At 69.0% G+C, this 19,559-nt stretch carries 17 protein-coding genes and 1 other RNA gene; 5 read left to right on the top strand and 13 right to left on the bottom strand.

Going from position 1 to position 19,559, the window contains the following annotated elements; genetic code table 11:
• Positions 1–181: 181 nt before the first annotated feature.
• The 7 genes from ACG02S_RS13535 to ACG02S_RS13505 form a co-directional block, all read right to left on the bottom strand.
• Positions 182–2,374 carry a S46 family peptidase gene (locus tag ACG02S_RS13535; RefSeq protein WP_394470981.1) on the bottom strand — a complete coding sequence of 731 codons (2,193 nt, stop codon included), beginning with the start codon at positions 2,372–2,374 and terminating at the stop codon, positions 182–184.
• 99 nt (positions 2,375–2,473) lie between these two features.
• Entirely contained in the window at positions 2,474–2,842 is a 369-nt protein-coding gene (locus tag ACG02S_RS13530; protein ID WP_394470980.1) for a hypothetical protein, read from the bottom strand.
• Between the two features lie 110 nt (positions 2,843–2,952).
• Positions 2,953–3,519, bottom strand: a complete 567-nt coding sequence (gene dcd / locus ACG02S_RS13525) for a dCTP deaminase (RefSeq protein WP_394470979.1) — start codon at positions 3,517–3,519, stop codon at positions 2,953–2,955.
• A 12-nt stretch (positions 3,520–3,531) separates the two neighbouring features.
• Positions 3,532–5,091 carry an ABC transporter substrate-binding protein gene (locus tag ACG02S_RS13520; RefSeq protein WP_394470978.1) on the bottom strand — a complete coding sequence of 520 codons (1,560 nt, stop codon included), beginning with the start codon at positions 5,089–5,091 and terminating at the stop codon, positions 3,532–3,534.
• Positions 5,088–7,115 carry an amidohydrolase family protein gene (locus ACG02S_RS13515; protein WP_394470977.1) on the bottom strand — a complete coding sequence of 676 codons (2,028 nt, stop codon included), beginning with the start codon at positions 7,113–7,115 and terminating at the stop codon, positions 5,088–5,090. Before ACG02S_RS13515 ends, ACG02S_RS13520 begins: the two co-directional genes overlap by 4 nt.
• Before the next feature lie 33 nt (positions 7,116–7,148).
• Positions 7,149–7,622, bottom strand: coding sequence for a ribonuclease HI (gene rnhA / locus ACG02S_RS13510; RefSeq protein WP_394470976.1), 474 nt, complete (start codon positions 7,620–7,622; stop codon positions 7,149–7,151).
• Entirely contained in the window at positions 7,619–8,323 is a 705-nt protein-coding gene (locus tag ACG02S_RS13505) for a class I SAM-dependent methyltransferase (RefSeq protein WP_394470975.1), read from the bottom strand. Before ACG02S_RS13505 ends, rnhA begins: the two co-directional genes overlap by 4 nt.
• Before the next feature lie 53 nt (positions 8,324–8,376).
• Here ACG02S_RS13505 and gloB point away from each other — a divergent pair, with 53 nt between their 5' ends.
• Complete coding sequence (gloB, locus tag ACG02S_RS13500; protein ID WP_394471151.1) at positions 8,377–9,174, top strand: hydroxyacylglutathione hydrolase; 798 nt, start codon at positions 8,377–8,379, stop codon at positions 9,172–9,174.
• Positions 9,171–10,766, top strand: a complete 1,596-nt coding sequence (locus tag ACG02S_RS13495) for a transglycosylase SLT domain-containing protein (RefSeq protein ID WP_394470974.1) — start codon at positions 9,171–9,173, stop codon at positions 10,764–10,766. The genes gloB and ACG02S_RS13495 overlap by 4 nt, the downstream gene beginning before the upstream one ends.
• Positions 10,767–10,782: 16 nt before the next feature.
• Here ACG02S_RS13495 and ACG02S_RS13490 read toward each other — a convergent pair whose 3' ends face one another.
• The 4 genes from ACG02S_RS13490 to dnaX all read right to left on the bottom strand — a co-directional run bounded on the left by ACG02S_RS13490 (position 10,783) and on the right by dnaX (position 14,096).
• On the bottom strand, positions 10,783–11,175 hold the full coding sequence (locus ACG02S_RS13490; RefSeq protein ID WP_394470973.1) for an MAPEG family protein: 393 nt from the start codon (positions 11,173–11,175) through the stop codon (positions 10,783–10,785).
• Positions 11,176–11,186: 11 nt separating this feature from the next.
• Positions 11,187–11,768: a recombination mediator RecR gene (gene recR, locus ACG02S_RS13485; protein WP_394470972.1), complete on the bottom strand. Its 582-nt coding sequence runs from the start codon at positions 11,766–11,768 to the stop codon at positions 11,187–11,189.
• 83 nt (positions 11,769–11,851) lie between these two features.
• A complete protein-coding gene (locus ACG02S_RS13480) occupies positions 11,852–12,178 on the bottom strand; it encodes a YbaB/EbfC family nucleoid-associated protein (RefSeq protein WP_394470971.1) in 327 nt (108 codons plus the stop codon).
• A gap of 13 nt (positions 12,179–12,191) precedes the next feature.
• On the bottom strand, positions 12,192–14,096 hold the full coding sequence (gene dnaX / locus ACG02S_RS13475) for a DNA polymerase III subunit gamma/tau (RefSeq protein WP_394470970.1): 1,905 nt from the start codon (positions 14,094–14,096) through the stop codon (positions 12,192–12,194).
• 44 nt (positions 14,097–14,140) lie between these two features.
• On the opposite strand from dnaX, the gene ACG02S_RS13470 reads away from it, so the two are divergent.
• From ACG02S_RS13470 to ffs, 3 genes are all read left to right on the top strand, one after another.
• Complete coding sequence (locus tag ACG02S_RS13470; RefSeq protein WP_394470969.1) at positions 14,141–15,250, top strand: AIR synthase-related protein; 1,110 nt, start codon at positions 14,141–14,143, stop codon at positions 15,248–15,250.
• A gap of 144 nt (positions 15,251–15,394) precedes the next feature.
• Entirely contained in the window at positions 15,395–15,784 is a 390-nt protein-coding gene (locus ACG02S_RS13465) for a SirB2 family protein (protein WP_394470968.1), read from the top strand.
• A 10-nt stretch (positions 15,785–15,794) separates the two neighbouring features.
• Positions 15,795–15,892: signal recognition particle sRNA small type (ffs, locus tag ACG02S_RS13460), an RNA gene on the top strand.
• A 54-nt stretch (positions 15,893–15,946) separates the two neighbouring features.
• Here ffs and ACG02S_RS13455 read toward each other — a convergent pair.
• Together ACG02S_RS13455 and ACG02S_RS13450 are read right to left on the bottom strand one after the other, a co-directional pair.
• Positions 15,947–17,866: a hypothetical protein gene (locus ACG02S_RS13455; protein ID WP_394470967.1), complete on the bottom strand. Its 1,920-nt coding sequence runs from the start codon at positions 17,864–17,866 to the stop codon at positions 15,947–15,949.
• 77 nt (positions 17,867–17,943) lie between these two features.
• Complete coding sequence (locus ACG02S_RS13450; RefSeq protein ID WP_394470966.1) at positions 17,944–19,512, bottom strand: ABC transporter substrate-binding protein; 1,569 nt, start codon at positions 19,510–19,512, stop codon at positions 17,944–17,946.
• Between the last annotated feature and the right edge of the window lie 47 nt (positions 19,513–19,559).

Genomic DNA, 19,559 nt, shown 5'->3' with positions numbered 1-19,559 from the left:
CAGGCAGTCTTGCTGCGGGCGATGGTGCTGGCGCGACGGGTCGAGGCCAACTTTCCGACGTGGCAAGCTCGACCACGGGGAGCGAGCCAGACAGCCTCAGTCACGGCGCTGCGCGCCATGCCTGGCGCACAACGAAAAAAGCCGGCCTCTAGGGGCCGGTTTTGTGGGATGCGCGTGGGGCTTACTTGACGCCCATCTCATCCAACAGCCGCGTGGTCTTGTCCACCGTGCTCATCTGCCACAGCATGTAGCGCGAGTCCACGCAGATGCTGCGGACCATCTTGGGGTTGAAGTCCCAGTCGGAGATGACGGCGTCCAGGGTGCCGTCAAACAACAGGCCGACCAGTTCAGCCTTCTTGTTCAGCACCGGGCTGCCGGAATTACCGCCGGTGGTGTCCAGCGTGGACAGGAAGTTGACCGGCACGGAGTCCAGGTCCTTCACGTAGTAGGCGCCGAAGTTGCGCGCCTTGATGGCCGTCAGTTGCTCGGCCGGGGCGTTGAACTCGCCCCCCGCCTCGTCCGGGCCCTTGTGCTTGGCCTGGATACCGCGCAGCGTCGTGAAGGCCTTCCAGCTTTCGCCGTCGCGACCCACGTCGCGGCCCTGCACCTTGCCATAGCTGATGCGCAGCGTGCTGTTGGCGTCCGGGTAGACAGCCTCGCCGCGGCTTGCGTGGTAGTCGATCATGGCCTGCTGCACGCCGGCGTAGGCCTTCTGCAGCTTGCCGGCCAGCTCCTTGTCGCGGTCCTCGCGACGCTCGTCGTCCGCGTACAAGGCCACCGCGGCGCGGATGAAGGCGTCGCTGCTGGCCTGGAACGCGGCGGCGTCCTTGTCCAGCCAGGCCATACGGGCGGCGGTGTCGGATAGCTGGCTGGCGGCGTAGAGCTTGTCCAGCTGCGCGCGCACGGCGGCCTCGTCCTGCCCGGCCTTCAGGCCCAGCGCCTGCAGCCAGGCGGCGTTCAGCGAGTCGGCCGGCTGGGCCAGGTATTGCGCCAGGAAGTGCGCGGCCAGGCGCTTGTCGGTGGGTTCGTCGTAGCGACGCTCCAGGCTTTGCTGGCCGGCCTTCAGGCGTGGCAGGTCGCGCTCCTGGTAGCCACTCTTGCGCTCGGCGTCGGGCTTGGCGCGCTCCTGCGCGATCTGGTAGAGCTGGCGGGCCGAGTTCAGCAGTGCGGGCACCATGAAGCTCATCAGGTGCTCGGCGCGGGCGGTGGCCTGGCGCTCGGCGATCAGGCGCTCGGCGGCGGCCAGGTCGGCGCCGTAGCGGGCCTGGCGCTGCGGCGAGCTGTTGACCCAGGCCTTGAGCTGATCGAAGCCGGCCTGCTTGCGCGCCAGGATGTCGCTGCCGTCGTAGCTCTGCTGCTGGCCTTGCAGGTTCTTGAAGTAGTTCTCCAGGCCCTGCCTGCGCGTGGCCATGCGGATCTCGCCTTCGCGGCGGCCGGCGGTCTCGGCCTTGATGAGGTCGATGGACTCGCCCATGGCCTTGACCTGCGCGGGCTGCTGCCAGCCGAAGGCGAAGTCCACCTCGGTGGGCAGGCGGTGGCGGTTGGTGCGGCCAGGGTAGCCAGCCACCATGACGAAGTCGCCCTCGTTCAGCGGACTGGCCGTGGGCGACGCGACCTTCAGGTGGTGCTTGGGCGCGTAGGGCTTGTTGTCCTTGCTGAACTCGGCGGGCTTGCCGTCCGGGCCCACGTAGGCGCGGTAGAAGCTGTAGTCGCCGGTGTGGCGCGGCCACATCCAGTTGTCGGCATCACCGCCGAACAGACCCACGCCGGTGGCCGGCGCGTGCACCAGTCGCACGTCGCGGATCTCCAGCTGCTTGATGAGCTGGTACTGCAGACCGCCAAAGAAAGCCGGCACGCTGCAGCGGTGGCCGGTGTCGGCCTCGCAGGCGGACACAAGCCTCTTCTCGGCGGCCTCGATGGCGTCGGTGCGGGCCTTGCCGGTCAGTGCCTGCGTCTGCGCGTTCAGCACTTCGGCGGTCACGTCCCGCATGTCCACGGTCACCAGCATGCGACTGCCAGGGGCGGCGGGCAGCTCGTCGGCCAGCGTCTGCGCGTAGAACCCGTTCTTCAGCAGGTCGCGTTCGGGCTTGGAGTTGTACTGGATGCTGCCGTAGGCGCAGTGGTGGTTGGTGACCGCCAGGCCTTGCGGCGACACGAAGCTGGCCGTGCAGCCGCCCAGCGAGACGACGGCGCCCATCGGGAAGGCGGTCAGGTCGTTGAGCTTGGTGGGGGCCAGCGCCAGGCCGCCGGCCTTCAGAGACTTGGCGATCTGCGGCAGCTGCTTGGGCATCCACATGCCTTCATCGGCATGGGCGGTGGCGGCCAGCATGGCCAAAGTGGCCGCTGAAAGCAGCGAGAGAGAGTGACGGGTCATGCGGTTCGCGGAGGGAAACGAAACCGCGAGCCTACCCTGCCAGCCGCCTGGCTTCGGAGTGTGAAAAGGCAGGGATCGGGGCGGGGAAAGCCCGGGGGCTCAGTGCGCCAAGCCGATCCACTCCCCGGCGGACTGGTAAGCCTCATACAGGTCCAGCGACAGCTCACGCAGACGCGCGTGCTCGCTGCCATGACCCGCTGCCAGGCATTCGAACGCGTAGTGGCGGTCGTACAGCATGCGCGTCGGGTTGATGGGCTGACCGGCGTCGCTCATCAGCTGGCCGAAGCGCAACAGGTCGCGGGTGGAGACCGGGCCGGTCGTTGCGTTGGCTACCGTCAACCCGAGCGCGCGGATGTCGCCCAGGTTCACCCCGTGCCCGATCTTCAGGCCGCTCCATGCATGGCCCGGCTCGTCCGCGCCACGGGGCTCGTCAGCGGGAACGGGAATGAGATGCAGCGGAATCATCATGGCGGGGCCTCGGGGACGCATCGGGCGGATGCCGCCATGGTGCCGAGGCCTCGGCCGAACGAAGGCCCGATAAAGGCCGAAAAGGCAGCGCTAACTGCCGCTGATTGCGCTCAAGTCTTAGGCAGCGTCACGCCCACCTGGCCCTGGTACTTGCCGCCGCGGTCCTTGTAGCTGGTCTCGCAGACCTCGTCGCTCTCGAAGAACAGCACCTGCGCGCACCCCTCGCCGGCATAGATCTTGGCGGGGAGCGGCGTCGTGTTACTGAACTCCAGCGTGACGTAGCCCTCCCATTCGGGCTCGAACGGCGTCACGTTGACGATGATGCCGCAGCGCGCGTAGGTGCTCTTGCCCAGGCAGATGGTCAGCACGTTGCGCGGGATGCGAAAGTACTCCATGGTCCGCGCTAAGGCGAAGCTGTTGGGCGGGATGATGCAGACATCCTTGTTGATGTCGACAAAGCTGTTCTCGTCGAAGTTCTTGGGGTCCACCACGGTGCTGTAGATGTTGGTGAAGACCTTGAACTCGGGCGCGCAGCGGATGTCGTAGCCGTAGCTGCTGGTGCCGTAGCTGACGATCCTGCGGCCGTCCTGCTCGCGCACCTGACCGGGCTCGAACGGCTCGATCATGCCGTGCTGCTCGGCCATGCGGCGGATCCACTTGTCGCTCTTGATGCTCATCTTCTTGTCCAATCAGCGGGGCAGAGCCCCATCAAAGTAAGTGCTGCCGTCCAAGTCCAGCACGAAGCCCTTGACCGCCGCGCGCATCGGCACAGACACGCGGCCATAGGCCATCGGCGTCCAGGGCAGTTGCTGCAGCGCGATCTTCTGCGCGCTGGCGTACAAGGCCTTGCGCTCGGCCTGGCTCATCGCCTGGCGGGCCTGATTCAACAGCTTGTCGTAGGCCGGATTGCACCAGAACGTGCCGCTGGCCGAGCCGCACGCCAGCTGGCCGAACGTGCCGGTGGGCTCGGGATCGCCGTTCCAGCCGGACATGGCCACGTCGTGATCGCCCGCGTCGATGCGCCGCAGGTACTCGCCCCACTCGTAGGTGACGATGCGCACGTTGACCCCAACCTTGGCCCAATCGGACTGGATCATCTGCGCCATCAACTGTCCGTTAGGGTTGTAGAAACGCACGACCGGCATCGCCCACAGCGTGAGGTTCAGCGGCAGCACGCCGGCCTTCTTCAGCAGTTCACGCGCCTTGGCGGGGTCGTGCGGCGCGGGCTTCAGCGTGGCGTCATGCGCCCAGCTGGATGCCGGGATGACGGTGGTGGCTGCGGTGCCGGCATCGCCGTAGACGGTGCGCAGGATGGCGGCCTTGTCGATGGCCATGTCCAGCGCCTGGCGCACTTCCAGCCTTGCGAGCGCGGGCTTCTTCGTGTTGTAAGCCAGCACGCCCACGTTCAGGCCCGGGGCCGTGGCCAGTTTGATGGCTGGGTCCTTTTGCAGCTGGCCCAGCTCGACCGGGCCGACCGGCGCGGCGATGTCGCACTCGTCACGCTTCAAGCGCTGTGCCCGCACGGTGGCATCGGGCGTGACGGCGAACACCAGCTGGTCAGCCCGCGGCACCTCGGCGCGACGCCACCAGCCCGGGTGGGCGCTGTAGCGGATGACAGCGTCCTTGCGGAAGCTCTTCAGCTGGAACGGCCCCGTGCCCACCGGCATCTGGGCAATGCGCTGCGGCGTGCCGCGTTGCAGCAGTTGCGCCCCCAGCTCGGCCGACTGGATGGACGAAAAGGTCTGCGTCAACGTGGACAGGAAGCTCGCGTCGCGCTCGGCCAGCGTGATGCGGACCTGGTGGTCACCGAGCTTCTGGACCTGGCGGATCAGCTGCTCCCAGCCGAAGGACTGCACATAGGGTGACACCACCGGCAGGGCCTTGGCGAATGCGCTGTCACGGCTGAGCAGCCGGCCGAAAGTGAAGACCACGTCGTCGGCGTTGAATGCGCGCGTGGGCTTGAAGCCGTCCACGGCCTGCCAAGCGACATCGCGGCGCAACTCGAAGGTGTAGGCCAGGCCGTCCGGGCTGAGGCTCCAACTGGTGGCAAGACCCGGCACGAGCCGGTCGGTGCCGCGTTGAGTCTCCACCAGCGTGCCGAAGATGGGCAGGTGGGCGATGTGGTCGATGCCGCTGTCGGTGGCCGTCGTGTCGAAGGTCTTGGGGCTGCCCGCAGCGCAAAAGCGCAGCGTGGTGTCGGCGCCCGCCAGCAGCGGCAGGCTCAGCAGCAGCGCCGCGAGACGTCTCATCGGACCACCTCGGCTGCCGGCACGAAAGGCAGGATGCCCATGGACTGGTACATCGCGGCGGGCGACAAGGCCCGGGTCTCGTTGCGCAGGCCCTGGATCACCAACGCCACGCGGCGCAGTGCGCGGATGTCGGCCACCGGGTCGCCGTCCACCAGCAGCAGGTCGGCGCGCTTGCCGCGCTCGATGCTGCCGATGTCGGCCAGCCGCTCACTGTACTTCGCACCGTTGAAGGTGGCGATCTTCAGCGCCTGCGCGGCCGGGATACCGGCCTGCACGTACAGCTCCAGCTCGCGCTGCAGCGCAAAGCCGGCCGTCGCGTCGGTACCGGCCACCAGCGGGATGCCGGCCGCATGCATGCGGCGCAGCAGGTCCATCATGACCTTCCAGCTCGCGCCCCAGCGCTTCGCCTTCACGTCATCCATGTCCACCTCGGCCGACAAGTAGCTGCGCTGCAAGACCGCCGGCCAGTGCGACGACACCATCGCGTAGCTCGGGTTGGGCTGGCCTTGCCGCTGTGTGTACTGCCCCTCGAAGGCGGTCATCGTCGCGTCGACGACGGTCCCCTTTTTCTTCAGCAGCGCGATGAAGTCCTGCGTGCGCAGGTCGTTGAGCTTCAGGTCAGCGGCCTTGTCGCCCACCAGGTTGAAGCGCAGCAGCGTGCGCGTGTCGTCGGTCTTGCTGACGAGGAAGTTCAGCGTGAGCTGGTTGATGTGGTGCAGCTCATCAAACCCGGCCTCCACGGCCTGCCGGGCCGTCATGAACGCGGGCACATGGCCGCCGGTGCGCAGGCCCAGCGAGCGCGCATGCGCGACCATTGGCTTCACCCATTCGGGCTTGATGGAGTTGTAGAGCTTGAGCTGGCGGTAGCCGTTCGCGGCGTACCAGTCGATGGCGGCCAGAGCATCGGACAGGTTGTCCGGCACGAAATCCGCCTGCGACGAGAACGGGCTCTTGCCCTCGATGAAGCCGTTGGCCGAGATGGCCGGGCCCAGCAGCTCGCCGCGCGTGATGCGCCCGCGCAGTTCGGCCACGTCGGCATTGCTGTTGCCCACGTCGCGCACCGCGGTCACGCCAGCCGCCAGGTTCAGCAGCAGGTCACCGTGGCCGATGTGGGCATGCATGTCCACCAGGCCGGGTAGCAGCGTGCGGCCCTTGCCGCTGATGCGCTGCGCCGGGGTAACGCCTTTCAGGCTGCCAGGCTTCACGATGGCCGCAATGCGGCCTTCACGCAGGTAGACGTCTGACGGCCCCTGCAACCGCGCGGCGGGCGCGTCGAACCAGCGCACGCCCTCGATGACGGTCAGGCCCGGCAGCGGCTGCGGCAGGTCTTTCGCGATGCGCTGGAGCCGCGCGATCTCGGCCGCCTTCTGCGCGTCGGACAGCCGGTCCACCTCGCCCTCGAAGCCCTGCGCCAGGGTGCCGCCCCAGCCGGGCCAGATCTGCGCGAACAAACGGCGGTCATCCTCGCGCAGCCACACATAGCTGGGCTCCAGCTCCAGGCCAGTGAGCGCGTACAGACCGATCTCGAAGGTCTGACCCGGCAGTCTCAGGCGCTGCACCCGCTCCACGGACAGTTGGCCCACCGGCAGCGCGGGCGTAAGCGCAGGCGCCCTGGCCAGCAGGCTCTGCGCCACCCGCGCCAGCCACGCCGGGCTGCCTTGCACCGGCAGGTAGACCGCCTCGCGCGCGGCGCCGGGCTGCTCACCGCGATCCACCGGCGAACGCCACTGCGCGCGGCCATCTGTGCCACGCTCGAAGCTCTCGTCAATGCGCGCGCCATAGGTCGCCACGCCCTCGGTGCGGTAGCTCATCCAGGCACCATCGGGCGCGAACTGCAGCACTTCCTTCTGGTCCGGCCCGCGGCCGTTGTTTCGATAGCGGTAGTCCACCTCCAGCCGGCCCGCGGACTCGCTCTGCTGCAGGTGCCCGCACGGCGTCTTCACGCACAGCACCGTGTAGGTCTGCGCCTGGGCCTGTCCGTGGGCGACGGCAGCGAACAGCAACGCGAGCAGCAAGGGCTTCATGCAGCGATCTCCGGGGTTCAGCTGGCGCCGACTTTACTTACCGATGGAGGCGACGCCGCGGTTCGCCAGCATGTCCGCCCGCTCGTTGCCCGGGTCGCCGGCATGGCCCTTCACCCAGCGCCACTCGACGTGATGCAGCTTGCGCAGCGCGTCCAGCCGCTTCCACAGGTCGTCGTTCTTCACCGGCTTGCCATCGGCGGTCTTCCAGCCGCGGCGCTGCCAGTTGGTGATCCATTCGGTGATGCCCTTGCGCACGTACTCGCTGTCCAGGTAGACGATCACGTCGCAGCTGCGCTTGAGAGACGCCAGCGCCTCGATGGGCGCGGTCAGCTCCATGCGGTTGTTGGTGGTCTCGCGCTCGCCGCCGAACAGCTCCTTGTCATGGCCGGCGCTGTGCAGCCAGGCGCCCCAGCCGCCCGGGCCTGGGTTGCCCTTGCAGGCGCCGTCGGTGTAGATGGTGACCTGCGGGCGCTTGATGGCCATGGCAGCCTTGGGTGTTTCGCTCATTCGTTTCTGTGATGGTTGTTTAGCGCGACGGCCGGCGCCGTCTTGGCAGCCGCACGCGATTTCTTGGCCAGGCCGATCATGCGCATGCCGTGCACGCGCTTGACCGCCTGGATGAAGTAGGCGGCGCCCAGCACGGGCCACCAGCGCGAGCCGACGCCCTCGACCCACTGCCAGCGGTCCAGCCAGGCATCGGTGCGAAGCGGCGGCTTGTAGAGGCCGAAGCGCGCCGCCTCGACCTCGAAGCTCAGCAGCTTCAGCCAGTCGCGCAGCCGCCAGTAGCCGATGTATTCGCCGCCGCTGGGCAGGTACGGCTCGCTGCGCCGGCGCAGCCGGCCCAGGTTCTGGCGCAACCCCCACAGGCTGGCCGGGTTCAGGCCGAAAACGATGAGCCGCCCTTCCGGCCTCAACACCCGCTCGACCTCGCGAAGCAGCGCATGGGCGTCGCAGGCGCGCTCCAGAGCGTGGGGCAGCAGCACCAGGTCCAGGCTGGCGCTCTCGAAGGGCAACGCATCGAACTCGCATTGCAGATCACGCCCCGCCAGCCAGCGGTGCGGCATGCGATTGGCCTGCAGACCGTTCAGTTCGGGCAGGCCCAGTTGCAACGCATTGAAACCAAAAAGGTCCACCACGGCCGCATCCACCTGGGCCTGTTCCCAGGCGAGCAGGTAACGGCCCGGCGGCGACTGCAACCAGGCTGCCAAATCTATACTTGGCGCTTTCTCAGTCATGGGTTGGCGCCACATTGACGCTCAGTTTGACGCTCACGCCGCTCCCCGCATTCGACGACAACTATCTCTGGCTGCTGGACAACGGCCGTGAGGCGCTCGTCGTCGATCCCGGAGACGCCGGTCCGGTGGCCGCGGCCCTCGATGCGCGGGGCCTGGAGCTCGCCGGCATTCTATTGACCCACCACCACGGCGATCACGTGGGTGGCGTTGACGCGCTGCGCCCGCGGCTGCGGGGGCCTGTCTACGCGCCGGTCAAAGAGGAGATGCCCGAGGCCGTTCAGCGCGCTGCAACGTGGGTCCGGGGCGGCGACACGGTCGACCTGCTGGGCGTCCGCTTCGCCGTGATGGACGTGCCGGGCCACACCGCCGGCCACATCGCCTACTTCTCCGCCGAGGCCGGCGACGTCGGTCCGCTGCTGTTCTGTGGCGACACGCTGTTCAGCGGCGGCTGCGGCCGGCTGTTCGAAGGCACGCCGGCACAGATGCACGCGTCGCTGCAGTCGCTGGCCGCACTGCCGGCCGACACGCGTGTCTGCTGCGCCCATGAATACACCTTGTCCAACCTGCGCTTCGCGCGCGAAGTGGACCCCGGCAACGCCGAGCTGGCAGCCTACGCCGGCTGGTGCGAGGCGCAGCGCGAGGCCGGCCTGCCGACGCTACCCGCCCGCATCGGCACCGAGGTTCGCATCAACCCCTTTCTGCGCTGCGACCAATCCGCACTGCAAGACGCCGCGCGACGCCACGCGCCCCTGAAACTGTCGGCCGCGCCCAGCCCGGTCGACGTGTTCGCGACGTTGCGCGAATGGAAGAACGGATTCCGATGACGCTGATCTCACGACTCGCTCCCCTCCTGCTCGCGGCCCTGCTGTCCGCCTGCGCCACCACCACCCCGAGCGGCGAAGCCCCCGCCGCCGGCACGCCACCGGCGCCGGAAGTCGCCCAGGCCGTCCAGCAAGCCGCCGCTGCGGCCGAACCCGCAGTCGCCACCGCGCCGGTGCGTCAGCTAGCGGCCGAGCTACTGGAAGACAACCTGCGCCCCGGCACCAAGATCGACCTGGACGAGCCCGCCGCACAGGTCGACCTTTGGGGGCGCGTGCGCCAGGGCTTCCAGATGCAGGACCTGGACGACGACTGGGTGCGCAAGGCCGAGGCCTGGTACAGCGCCCGGCCCGACTACGTCGAGCGCATGACCACGCGCGGCAGCCGCTACCTGTTCCACATCGTCGAAGAGGTCGAGAAGCGCGGCATGCCCACCGAGCTGGCGCTGCTGCCGTTCATCGAGAGCGCCTTCGTTACGCATGCGGTGTCCAGCGCCAAGGCCACCGGCATGTGGCAGTTCATGCCCGCCACGGGCCGCGACTTCGACCTGAAGCAGAACATCTTCCGCGACGACCGACGCGACGTGCTGGCGTCCACGCGCGCCGCGCTCGACTACCTGGGCCGGCTGCACAAGATGTTCGGCGACTGGCACCTCGCGCTGGCCGCCTACAACTGGGGCCAGGGCAACGTCAGCAAGGCCATCGCGCGCAACACGCGGCTGGGCCTGCCGACCGACTACGCCAGCCTGAAGATGCCCGACGAGACGCGCTACTACGTGCCCAAGCTGCAGGCGGTGAAGAACATCGTGCTGGCGCCGGACCGCTTCGCGCTGAGCCTGCCGCCGGTGGCCAACCACCCGTACTTCCTGAGCGTGAAGATCGAGCGCGACATCGACGTGGCGCTGGCCGCCGAGCTGGCCGGCCTGAACCTGGAGACTTTCCAGCAGTTCAACCCGCAGATGAACAAGCCGGTCATCCTGGCCGCGGCCACCGAGCAGGTGCTGCTGCCCTACGACCAGGCCAGTGCCTTCGCCGAGAACCTGGCCCGCCACGGTGGTCCGCTGGCCACCTGGACAGCCTGGGTGGTGCCCAAGACCATGAGTCCGGCAGAAGCCGCCAAGCGCCACGGCATGGCCGAGTCGGCGCTGCGTGAGATCAACCGCATCCCGCCGAAGATGCTGGTCAAGCGCGGCTCCACGCTGCTGGTGCCACGCGCACCTCACGTGACGGCGGACGTGTCCGAACGCCTGGCCGACACCGCCAGCCTGAGCCTCTCGCCGGACGCACCGGCACGGCGCCGGCTGACGCTGAAAGCCGGCAAGGCCGACACCGTGGCCAGCGTGGCCGCGCGCTACAAGGTCAGCGCCGCGCAGGTCGCGCAGTGGAACAACGTCGGCCGCTCAAGCCGCTTCAAGGCCGGCCAGGCCATCGTCGTCTACACCGCTGCGAAGGCTACGGCCACGGCCGCCAAGCGCAGCACGGCCAGCAAGTCCAAGACGGCGGCGCGCACGTCCAAGCCGGCCACGTCGACCCGCAAGGTCGCCAACAAGGACCGCGGCGGCAAGGGCCGCAACAGCGTCGCATCCGCCGCGCGCTGACGACGCAGCCGCGTCGTCAGCGCACGATGAACAGCGCCACGCAGGCCGCCAGGCCGGCCAGCCAGGCCAGCGAGCGCAGCCAGGCCTGATCGACCAGGTACAGGCCAATGTAGGCCAGCCGCGCGGCGATGAAGCCCAGCGCCAGCAGGTCCACGGTGGCCTGCACCGTCTGGTGCTGGTGCGCGACGAACAGTGCGGCCAGGAAGATGGGGAGCGCCTCCCAGCCATTGGCCTGGGCCGCATGCGCGCGCGCCCGCCAGCCCTGCTGCCTTGCCAGCCATTCGCGCGGGTTGTGGTTGTCGAAGCCGCCGTCGCGCCGTCGCTTGCCCAGCCCCCCCGACTTGGCCAGCGCCGCGCAGGCCACGGGCAGCACGCAGGCGACGAGCAGGCACAACTGGGCGATGGTCATGGTGACTCCGTTCAACGTCGGTCGGACAGGGCGTGGGCGATGGTGCCCAGGTCCACGTACTCCAGCTCGCTGCCCACCGGTACGCCGCGCGCCAGCCGCGTGGACTTGATGCCACGCGCGCGCAGCGCCTCGGCCAGCACGTGGGCCGTGGCCTCGCCCTCGGCCGTGAAACTGGTGGCGAGGATGACCTCCTCCACGCCGTCTTCGGCCGCGCGCGCCAGCAGTTCGGCCGCGCCGATCTGACGCGTGCCGATGCCGTCCAGCGGCGACAGCCGGCCCAGCAGCACAAAGTAGTAGCCGCGGTAGGAGCCCGTGCGCTCCAGCGCCGCCTGGTCGGCCGGCGTCTCGACGACGCACAGCAGCCGCCCGTCGCGTTCGGCGTCGGTGCAGACGCCGCACAGGGCGGCCTCGCTGAAGGTGTGGCAGCGCTCACAGTGGTGGATGCGCTCGCCCGCCGCCGTCAGCGCGTCGGCCAGCCGTGGCATGGCCAACCGGTCATGCTGCAGCAGGTGATAGGCCATGCGTTGCGCCGACTTCTGGCCCACGCCGGGCAGGCGCTTGAGCGCCTCGATCAGCGTCTCAAGCGCGGTCACCGGAACATCCGCCGGGCCGCCCCAACGAAGGCCCGCGCGCCCTCGGGGGGAAGCGCTCGAAGAGCGCGTGGGGGTTTCATTCCTTAGAACGGGAACTTCATGCCCGGAGGCATGGGCATGCCCTGCGTGAGCTTGCCCATCTTCTCGGACGACGTGGCCTCGGCGCGGCGCACCGCATCGTTGAAGGCGGCGGCCACGAGGTCCTCCAGCATGTCCTTGTCGTCCGCCAGCAGGCTGGGGTCGATGGTCACGCGGCGGACTTCGTTCTTACAGGTCATGACGACCTTCACGAGGCCGGCGCCGCTCTGGCCCTCGACCTCGATGGTGGCGAGCTCTTCCTGCGCCTTCTTCAGGTTGTCCTGCATCGCCTGGGCTTGCTTCATCAAGCCGGCGAGTTGGCCTTTCATCATGATCTTGTCCTTGTCAGAGTGAGGGAGTCAGCGGCTGCACGGAACCCGGCAGGATGCGCGCTGAAGGGAATTGGGACAGCAGCGTGCGCGTCATCGGGTGAGACGCGGCGAGGTCTTCGGCTGCACGCTGATGGGCCTCGGCGCGCGCCACGGTGCGCAGCGAGATGGAGTCTTCGGCCACGCCCACCTGCACGTCCAGCTTGGCGTCCAGCGCGGCCTCCAACTTGGCCACCAGCGCCGGCGCGCGCAGCGACTCGCGCTCCACGCGCAACGTCCAGACTTCGCGGCCGTCGATGGTCGTGCAGCTCAGCGCCTGGGCCTGGCGGGCGAGTTCGCCCGTCATGCCGACGATGTTCAGCGCGGCGATACGCTCTGCCCACAGCGCGCCTTCAGGCGTCTCGCGCAGCTCGATGCGGCGGGGGGCCTGCGGCTCGCGGGCGTCTGGCGCGGCAGACGTTGCGGTGGGCATGTCGTCAGCCTCCATCCACGGCGGCGGGGCGTCGTCGGGCGGCGGCCCGTCGCCGAAGTCCGCATCCTCCAACTCCGCCGCGGGCTCGACGGGGCGCGGACGCAGGCGCGCGCCGAAGTTCGGCGCGGCGGGCTCGGCAACCTTGGATGCGGCAACGGGCGCGGGTGCGGTCACGACGGGCTTCGCCACCATCGGCGCAGCGGCAGGCATGGCCGCCACGGGAGCCGCCGAGGGTGCAGGCACAGGTGCAGGCGCGGGCGCCATCCGGGGCAGCGGCACCGCCACGACGGCCTTGGCCACCGCCGGTGGGCGCGCCAGCGCGGCGGCCTTCACGGCCTTCGGGACCGTGCCCGCGGGGCGGAAGGCCAGCATGCGCAGCAAGACCATCAGCAGGCCCGCGTACTCGTCCGGCGCCAGGTGCAGCTCGGCCCGGCCGTGCAGTGCCATGCTGTACATCAGTTGGATCTCGTCGGCCGGCAGCGCGGCGGCCAGGCGGCGGATCTCGGCAGTTTCGTTGTCGGCGTCGTCCAGCGCCGTCGGCGCGGCCTGTGCCAACGCCATTTGCTGGAACAGCGTCGCCAGGTCTTCCAGCGTGCCGGCGGCCGACAGCCCGGCGCCGCGCAGCGCATCGGCCTGCGCCACGACGGCCTCGCCGCTGGCCGCAACCAGGGCATCGACGATGGCCACCACATGGCCGCGGTCCACGCTGCCCAGCATCTGGCGCACGCCGGCCTCGGACAGCGAACCCGCACCGAAAGCGATGGCCTGGTCGGTCAGCGACAGCGCATCGCGCATGGAGCCGCGCGCCGCCCGCGACAACAGTCGCAGCGCGCCGGGCTCGGCCGGCACGCTCTCGGCGCCCAGCACGTTGGTGAGGTGGCTCTGCACGTCTGCCGCCGCCATCGGCCGCAGGTTGAACTGCAGGCAGCGCGACAACACGGTGACGGGCACCTTCTGCGGGTCGGTCGTGGCCAGCACGAACTTCAGGTAGTCCGGCGGCTCTTCCAGCGTCTTCAGCATCGCGTTGAACGCGGTGTTCGACAGCATGTGCACTTCGTCGATCATGTAGACCTTGAAACGGCCGACGACGGGCTTGTAGACCGCCTGGTCCAGCAGCTGCGAGATCTCCTCGACGCCGCGGTTGGAGGCCGCGTCCAGCTCCACGTAGTCGACGAAGCGGCCGGCGTCGATGTCCCGGCAGGCATTGCACACGCCGCAGGGCTGCGCCGTGATGCCACCCGTGCCATCCGGGCCTACGCAATTGAGGCTCTTGGCCAGGATGCGGGACACCGTCGTCTTGCCGACGCCGCGTGTACCCGTGAACAGGTAGGCGTGGTGCAGGCGGCCCTGCGTCAGCGCATTGGCCAGCGCCTGCACGACGTGCTCCTGCCCGACGAGCTGCTCGAAACTCTGCGGGCGGTATTTGCGGGCCAGGACCTGATAGCTCATGGGCACGAATTCTATGGGCGGGGCCAGCGGGGATAATCTGGCGCATGACCTCGCAAGCTCCCCTCACCTACGATCAGGCCGGCGTCAACTACGACCTGATCGATCCGCTCAAGATCACCGCCCAGCGCGCCGCTGCGGCCACCGCATCCCATCTGGCCGGCCACGGCTTCAGCGAGGTCAAGGCGTCGCGCGGCGAGTCGGCCTATGTCGTGGATGTGGGCCCGTTCTACATCGCCTCCATCGTCGAATGCCTGGGCACCAAGACGCTGGTGGCCGACGAGATGGCGAAGCTGACTGGCAAGAGCTTCTTCGCCGGCATCGCGCAGGACACCATCGCGATGGCGGTCAACGACCTGATCACCGTCGGCGCGACGCCGCTGGTCGTGCAGGCCTACTGGGCGGCCGGCGGCAGCGACTGGTTCGGCGACGCGCAGCGCTCGCAGGCGCTGGTGGCCGGCTGGAAGGCCGCCTGCGACACCTGCCAGGTGGCCTGGGGCGGCGGCGAGACGCCGGCGCTGGCCGGCATCGTGGAGGACGGCCGCATCGACCTGGCCGCGTCCTGCACCGGCCTCATCAACCCCAAGGAACGCCTGTCCGTCGGCGACAAGCTCGGCGCCGGTGACGCCATCGTGCTGCTGGCCTCCAGCGGCATCCACGCCAACGGCCTGTCGCTGGCCCGCAAGCTGGCCGAGCGCCTGCCCCAAGGCTACCTGACCGAGATCGAACCGGGGGTGACCTACGGCGAAGCCCTGCTGGCACCGACGGCCCTGTACTCGCCCGTGACCGAAGCCCTCTGGAAGGCGGGCATTGCGCCGCACTACTGCGCCAACATCACCGGCCACGGCTGGCGCAAGCTGCTGCGCCACCCGAGCAGCCTGACCTACCGCATCCACACCGTGCCGCCAAAGACCGCGGTGCTGGCTTTCATCCAGAAGCAAGCCGGCCAGGACGACCGCGAGGCCTATTCGACGCTGAACATGGGCGCCGGCTTCGCGATCTTCGTCAAGGCCGAGGACGCCGAGCGCACGGCACAGATTGCACGCGACTGCGGCATCGAGGCCTGGGTGGCGGGCACGGTCGAAGCGGGCGAGAAGCAGCTGCTGATCGAGCCGCTGGACATCCGCTTCAGCGAAGACGACCTCTCCTTGCGCTGAAATGCCTGGCTCGCAGTCCCTGCGGGCCGAGCGCCGGGCCGCTCCCAAGCCGGCCCGCCAGGGCGATGTGCAGGCGGCCCAAGGCCGCATGCATCGCCGTCTCCTCGGGGGACCAGCCAAGGCAGTCCTTGGACGAGGGGCTCCATGACGTGGTTCTACACCGGCATGGTCCAGTGGCACGTGCTGCTGGCCTGGTGCAGCGCGAGTCTGTTCTTCGTCCGCGGCGCGATGTTCCAGTTCGGATCGCCGCGCGTGCAAGAACTGGCCAAGGACACGCGGTTGCTGGTGCTGGTCTTCGGCGTGAACTCCTGCCTGGTGGTCAGCGGGCTGAGCCTGTGGGGCGTCCTCGGCTACCACCCGATTCGCAACGGGTGGCTGGGCATCAAGCTGCTCGCGCTGGTTGGCTACGCGGTCTGCGGCCACTGGGCCATGACGCAGGCGAAGCTGCATCTGCTGGGCTATCTGACCGCGCTGGCACTGCTGGCGCTGGCGATGGATCTTTCCTTCAGTCGGAGCTTCCTCGGTCTCGCTTAGAATGCGCCGTGACGGGCCTCCCCGCATGGAAGCGCGCCCAACCGGGTCAGGTGGGGAACCAAGCAGCCCTAAGCGTTGCAACCAGTGCCGGGGGTAAGGCTCGTCACCCTTCTCTTTCCAGCCGCAGGCGCCTTTCGAGTTCTCGAAGGCGCCTTTGTCGTTTCAGGGCTGCCCGGTGTAGCGCGTGTGCAGGCGCCGGCCTTGCGCGTCCGACGTCTGCAGCCACAGCTCCGACGTCACCGTGCCGACGGGCACGAAGGCGGTGGCCAGCGTGGCGGTGGTGCGCGGCGGCAGCGGCACCGCGGTATCCAGGACGGCGGGCGTGCCACCGTCGGCGGGCGTGAAGACGCGCCGGATGCCGATGAGGCGCTGGTCCGGGTTGGCCGCCGCCCAGCTCGCCCAGTTGATGACCCGCGTGCCTGACTGCAGGTCGGCCGCGCTCAGCACGGCGGTCGCGCTGACGCCGTCCAGCGCTGGGAATCGAGTCGCAGCGGGCTCGCCGGGCACGTCCGCTCGCAGGTAGGTCGTGCGCGTCTCGGCCGTACCGCCCACGGTGTAGCTGGCCACAAACTTGGCCGCGCGCAGGCTGTCGGCACTGCCGATCCAGCCGACCGCCGTGCGCTGCAAGGCCTGGTCAGTCACGCCGCCGGCAGCCACAGCGCTGGTGGCCCCGGGCGTGGGCGTGATGCACATCAGCAATTGCTCGCAATAGGCGAACGGGATGCTGAAGCCGCCGGGCAATTGCACGGTGGCAGACGTCAGCAGCTGCGTCGGCGGGTTGCTCGCCACCGCGTCCGGCGCCTGGCCCTGCAGTTCGACCTGCAGGCCGATGCCGGGGTTGGGCGACACGGCAGTGTCGGCCGTGCCGTTGGCGTTGCGGGCCGCGAAACCCAGCGGATGCACGGCAAAGGCCAGGCGCTTGCCGTTGCCGATCAGGTTCCATTTGTTGGTCGTCGCGGCCGCGCGGTTGAAGCTGACTGCGTCGCTGAACAGCTCGATGACGGCGCCCGTGGAGTCGCTGATGAGCGCGCCCACCAGCACCCGGTTGCAGTTGCCGGCCGCCGGTGCATCGTCGGCGCAGCCCAGCAGCTGGAAGCGGCCGAACTGCCGATTGGCCGTGGAATAGGCGGACAGCAGGGTCGCCAGGTCGGCCTTCGCGCGGCCATCGTGCCGGTCGTAGACGTTCAGCAGCGCATGGGCGGCGATGGTGGTCGTGTCGCGCCCCTGGGCGATGAGCTGGTTCAGCGCCGCACCCAGGTCGTCCAGGCCGGACAGGTTGGTCAGTAGCGTGCTGGCGCTGGTGGCGACCTTCAGCGTGGAAGTGATCGCGTTGGCCGGCGTCGCACCGCTGGATTTCAGCAGTTCGGTTTGAGCCGCGGGCAGCTCCACGACGACCTCGGCCGTCGGCACGGCGAGGAACTTGTTGCCGATCTGCACCAGCGGCACGTTGCGGCTGGACCGCGCGAGGTCGACGCGTACGCTCTCGATGAGCAGGTCGTGCGCGCCCTTGTTGGCGGCAAAGCCCGCGTCGGCCATCAGGTCCAGCGTCTTGGGGTCGGTGAACTTCAGCGCGCTGACCTGGTTGGCGACCAGCGTCTTCAGGAAGTCAGCCGCGGCGGTGGTGGCGCCCCCCATCTGCGCCAGCTGGCTGGCGCTGGTCGATGCGGCCGCGAACACCGGTGCCGGCTCGGTGCCCAGCGCCAGCGCGACGACGGCGTTCGTCAATGGCGTGACATGGCCCACCATGGTGGCGCCGATGGTGGGCACCGCCGAGTGCAGCACCTGCATGCTGCCGGCCGCGTCCAGCCCGCGCGCCTGGATGAACAGCGGCGCCGCCGGGTCCTGGCGCGACAGCGTGAGTGTGTAGCTACCGTCCGTCGGGTGGGTGGTGGCAGTGCCCACGGCCCGGCCCTGCCCGTCCACGACGCTGACCTGCGCGTGCACCAGCGGTGCGCCCGTGGCGGCCACGCCGCGCAGCACGGGCGGCGCGTCCAGCGCGGGCGTGTCGGAGCCGCCACCACCGCCCCCGCCGCAGGCGTTGAGCAGGAAGATCAGCGAAAAGGCGATGAGGCGGTACGACATGGCGGCGGCGGCAGAGCGGGTCCACACCCAGTGTGCCGCCGCGCGCGCGGCGCCGGAAGGCCGTATAACGGCCGAAATCAGCGGCTGATCTGCACCCAGGCCACTTCCAGCCAGTTGTCCGGACGGTGCACGACGGTCACGTTCTGGCGTGCAGCCCAGGGTACGACCTGGCGGTGCAGCGGGATCACGTTGACCTGCTCGCGCAGCGCGGCGAGCGCGCCGCGGATCTGCTGTTCGCGCTTGGCCGCATCGGGCTCGACGCTGGACTGAGCGGCCAGCGCGTCCGCCTTGTCGTTGCGGTAGCCGCCGAAGTTGTACAGGCCCACGCCCTTCGCCCCGCGGTTGCGCCACAGCGGCGTCAGGATGGCCTCGGCATCCGTCACCGAGCCGCCCCAGCCGTACAGGTACAGGCTGGTGTCGTACTTCTCCAGCTTCGGGAAATACAGCGCGCGCGGCATCGCGTTGACGCGCACCTTGACCTTCAGTTGCGCCCACATGGCGGCCAGCGCGGTGCAGATTTCCTCGTCGTTGATGTAGCGGTTGTTGGGGCAGTCCAGCGTGACCTCAAAGCCGTTCGCGAACCCTGCATCGGCCAGCAGCTTGCGCGCCGCGGCCAGGTCGTAGGGCAGCCGGGTCTGCAGCGCCGCGTCGTCGAACGACGCGTTGCCAGACGGCGTCAGCGAGCCGGTGGGCACCGACAGGCCGCTCATCAGCTTGGCCTTCAGCGCCTCGACGTCGATGGCCTGGTAGAGCGCGCGGCGCACACGCACATCCTTGAATGGGTTCTTGTCACCGGGCACCTTGCCGTACAGCAGCTGGTCGCGCGACTGGTCCATGCCGATGAACACGAGACGGTTTTCAGGCCCCTCGATGACCTTGACGCCGGCCGTGTGGCGCAGCCGCGCGACGTCGCGCGGCGCGGGGTCCAGCACGAAGTCGATCTCGCCGGACACCAGCGCCGCCAGTCGTGTCGCGTCGGTGGCCACCGGCGTGTAGATCACCTCCTGCACATTGCCCTGGAACTTGCCCCACCAGTTCGGGTTGCGCTTGAGCACGGTCCGGATGCCCGGTTGGCGGCTGGCCAGCATGTAGGGGCCGGTGCCATTGGCGTTCAGCGACGTGAAGGCCTCTTCCTTGTTCTTGAAGTCGAGCGGCTTGGTGACGCGGTGCGCCTCGCTCCACTTGCGGCTCATGATCCACAGCTGGTCGATGTGCTGCAGGAAGATGGGGTTGAAGACGGTGAGCTGGAAATCCACTGTCAGGTCGTCCACGCGCCGGGGCGTTCCGACGGCGTTGGCGTACACCGCGATCAGCGACGTCGGCGCCTGGGCACGCTGGATGGAGAAGACGACGTCGTCCGCCGTCAGCGGCGTGCCGTCATGGAACCTGACGCCGGGACGCAGCTTGAAGCGCCAGGTCAGCGGGCCGGTCTGCGACCACGACGCCGCCAGACCCGGCACCAGCGCCAGCTTGGCATCCCGGTTGGTGAGCCGCTCGTAGACCTGGCCGTTGACCATGTTGGTCAGGCTCTCGTTCTGCGAATGCGGGTCCATCGTCTGCGGATCGCCCTGGCTGGCCCAGCGCAGCGTCTGCGCGGACACGCCGCAGGCCCACAACAACAGGGCCACGCCCATCCATCGCTTCATCGTCAACTCCCAACTGCCTGATCAGGGGCCAGTTTAGGAGGGCTGGA

The sequence above is a fragment of the Pelomonas dachongensis genome, assembly GCF_043555865.1.
Classification (GTDB): domain Bacteria; phylum Pseudomonadota; class Gammaproteobacteria; order Burkholderiales; family Burkholderiaceae_C; genus Pelomonas; species Pelomonas dachongensis.
The sequence above is the reverse complement of the archived record's forward strand: the minus strand, read 5'-3'. Positions and strand labels throughout refer to the sequence as shown.